At 43.0% G+C, this 2,793-nt stretch carries 5 protein-coding genes; 4 read left to right on the forward strand and 1 reads right to left on the reverse strand.

Features of this window, described 5'->3' with window-relative positions; all coding sequences use genetic code 11:
- The 3 genes from B7X71_RS14745 to B7X71_RS14755 form a co-directional block, all read left to right on the forward strand.
- Positions 1-304 (forward strand): PLP-dependent transferase (locus tag B7X71_RS14745; protein ID WP_293601213.1); only part of this gene is annotated, 304 nt, incomplete at its 5' end.
- Between the two features lie 34 nt (positions 305-338).
- Positions 339-962 carry a class I SAM-dependent methyltransferase gene (locus tag B7X71_RS14750; protein WP_293601215.1) on the forward strand — a complete coding sequence of 208 codons (624 nt, stop codon included), beginning with the start codon at positions 339-341 and terminating at the stop codon, positions 960-962.
- Positions 959-1,675, forward strand: a complete 717-nt coding sequence (locus B7X71_RS14755; RefSeq protein ID WP_215300830.1) for a Crp/Fnr family transcriptional regulator — start codon at positions 959-961, stop codon at positions 1,673-1,675. Before B7X71_RS14750 ends, B7X71_RS14755 begins: the two co-directional genes overlap by 4 nt.
- A gap of 59 nt (positions 1,676-1,734) precedes the next feature.
- Here the strand turns inward: B7X71_RS14755 and B7X71_RS14760 are convergent, their stop codons facing one another.
- Complete coding sequence (locus B7X71_RS14760; RefSeq protein ID WP_293599688.1) at positions 1,735-2,043, reverse strand: high-potential iron-sulfur protein; 309 nt, start codon at positions 2,041-2,043, stop codon at positions 1,735-1,737.
- A 201-nt stretch (positions 2,044-2,244) separates the two neighbouring features.
- On the opposite strand from B7X71_RS14760, the gene B7X71_RS14765 reads away from it, so the two are divergent.
- Positions 2,245-2,793: rhodanese-like domain-containing protein (locus tag B7X71_RS14765; RefSeq protein ID WP_293601216.1), on the forward strand; the 549-nt coding region annotated here is incomplete at its 3' end.

The following is a 2,793-nucleotide window of genomic DNA, read 5'->3' on the forward strand; positions in this document are numbered from 1 at the left end:
TCATCCGCAACATGCACTGGCTAAGCGTCAACAAAAAGCGGGTGGCGCTATATTGTCCTTCACTCTTAAGGGTGGCAAAAAGGCCGCCTTCAAATTGATTAATCAAACCAAGCTTTGCTCCATTACCGCAAACCTAGGTGATACGCGTACAACCATTACGCACCCTGCAACAACGACGCATTGCCGCGTTAGTCCAGAAGCTCGCAAAGCAGCAGGTATAACCGATGGACTCGTCCGAATTGCCGTTGGTCTTGAGAATGTGATTGATTTGAAGAATGATCTTATTGGCGGATTAAAAAAGTAATTGAAGATTTAATTAATCTAAGACCAGGAAATCCATGAGCTTTACAGACGCTACCCAGTTCTGGAATGAACGTTTCAATAGAGAAGAGTTTATCTTTGGCAAAGAGCCAAATGAATATCTTGTTGAGCAAACATCTCAATACCTAAAACCGAATGCCTCTGTGCTTTGCATCGCCGATGGAGAAGGGCGCAATGGCGTTTGGCTCGCCAAGCAAGGGATGCGTGTTACCGGTTTTGATGTTTCTGATATTGCACTTGTCAAGGCGAAACAGTTTGCGAAAGATAGCGAAGTCAATATTGAATACAGTCTTTGTGATACAGATGGGTTTGACTGGAAAACTAATTCCTATGATGCAATCATTGCTATTTTTATACAATTTGCTGATCCAGAAATGCGAGTTAGGATTTTTAAGCAAGTACATCAGGCTTTGAAACCCGGCGGTATATTTATTCTTCAGGGCTACACGCCCAAGCAGTTGGAATACAAGACTGGTGGACCATCTCTAATCGAGCACCTCTATACCGAAGAGATGATTCGTGAACTTAGTTGCGACTTTGAAATCCTAGATCTTCAGTGCTACGAAAAAGAATTATCTGAAGGTGCTAGACATACTGGCATGTCAGCTTTACTCGGCATGGTTGCCAAAAAAATCGCATGAAAACCATCGAGATCAAAAGTGCTTGGCAAGGCAACAGCGACTGTAATGCTTGCTCTATCAGAAGCTCTGCACTCTTTGCTGAATTAAATGAAGATGATTTTTCCAAAATACATGAGCCAATTGATGACCTTCGATTTGAGGCGCATTCGGGAATTTACAACCAGGGCGAAGCTGCTGATTTCCTCTATACCTTGAGGGATGGGTATATCAAGTTACTTCATATTAATTCAGATGGATCTGGAAGAATTGTCCGCTTAGTAGTTCCTGGAGATCTATTTGGTATGGAGGCGCTCTTAGGTGACAGTTATGCCCATTCAGCAGCCGCGCTATCCAATATCCATCTCTGCCGTATCCCTAAAAAAATCATCTCTTCTTTGGGCGAAGAGTCACCACGCTTGCATCGTCAGATTGTTAAGAAGTGGGGAGAAGCACTTGCCCAATCGGAATCTTGGTTTTCTGAAATTAATACGGGTAGGATTGAAGTACGTCTTGCGCGCTTCTTCCTCAGGACCGCTAAAGTTTCTGGTGATATGGCAGTCGCCCCATTATTTAAGAGGGAAGATATGGGTTTAATGATGGATGTGAAATTTGAGACTATCAGTAGGGCGCTTGCATCTATGGCTGATCAAGGGATTATTTCAAATGTCACTCGTCTTAGCATTCAAATACCTAGTCTTGAGAAGCTAAAAGCGTTCTCACAGGCAAGTATGTAACTATTTAGGCAAGAAAAAAGCTGCCTAGGCAGCTTTTTAGAACTTCAACTAATTAAGCATTAAGCCTTTTTAGCGTAAGCAGAGCACCAGCCTGGGCCAGCAACTTGCTTAGCACCAAACAAAGAGCAACCACCAGCAGCAGAACCAGGTTTACCTTGATACAAAGCGCAGTTTTCACACTTTTGGCCAGCAGCATACTTTGGATATTTTGCTTTATCCACTTTAGAGGCATCAGCCTTGTAGCCTAAAGCAGCAGCTTGTGGATCAGTTTCGGCAACCATTGCTTGAGCTTGAACTTTACCGTTCAAAGCCAATGTACAAGCACCAGCTGCAGACAAAATCATAAATTGACGGCGACTATTTTTCATTAAAACTCCATTATTAAGGGGATTTTGGGTAGCAATTACCGCTAGCTTCCTGCCATGATAATACTGATAAATTGCCCATCAATAGGGGTTTCTCTGTATTAATTTACCCGCGCCTTAGGGTGAAACTACGAATCTATGCATAAATGCGTATATATGCATTAAGAACGCTATTTTTGCATCAATTTACTAAGAAGAGGCTTTATGAAGAAAGTACTAGTTTGCTGCCTGACATTTGTTTCAGGCCTTGTTTTTGCGCAGTCCGCACCATCTACCAATCTAGAATTACTTCAAATTATTGATAAATCCACCAAGTTTGTTGTTAATACACCCAAGGGGCCAGTTGAAATTACCCGTGTAATGACCTCATGCGCTAAGAATAAAGGCTGGTTACAGCCATTAATTCCGATTAAGGGTGTTGTACCAGTTGATGAGATTGATGTCTTGAATGCCTTGAATGACAAAGATTCGATTGTTGTTGATATGCGTGTAGTTGACGATCGCGTAAAGGGGACAATTCCTGGCTCCGTTGGTATACCGTATACCGAAGTAGCAATGCGTATGGATGAATTGGGCTGCAAGAAGCCTGCCGCTGGCTCTACCAAATGGGATTGCTCAAAGGCTAAAAAGGTCTATGCTTTTTGCAATGGCCCAGTTTGCCCGCAAAGCCCTATGGCTATGGCCGCAATGACTCGTGATGGTTTTCCTGCTACCAAAATTTATTACTACCGTGGCGGCATGCTGGACTGGGAT

Source organism: Polynucleobacter sp. 39-46-10 (assembly GCF_002282275.1).

Bases quoted from the DNA above. Each gene is read 5' to 3' on its own strand.
- B7X71_RS14750 (WP_293601215.1), top strand. From the start codon at position 339: ATGAGCTTTACAGACGCTACCCAGTTCTGGAATGAACGTTTCAATAGA.
- B7X71_RS14760 (WP_293599688.1), bottom strand. From the start codon at position 2,043: ATGAAAAATAGTCGCCGTCAATTTATGATTTTGTCTGCAGCTGGTGCT.
- B7X71_RS14755 (WP_215300830.1), top strand. From the start codon at position 959: ATGAAAACCATCGAGATCAAAAGTGCTTGGCAAGGCAACAGCGACTGT.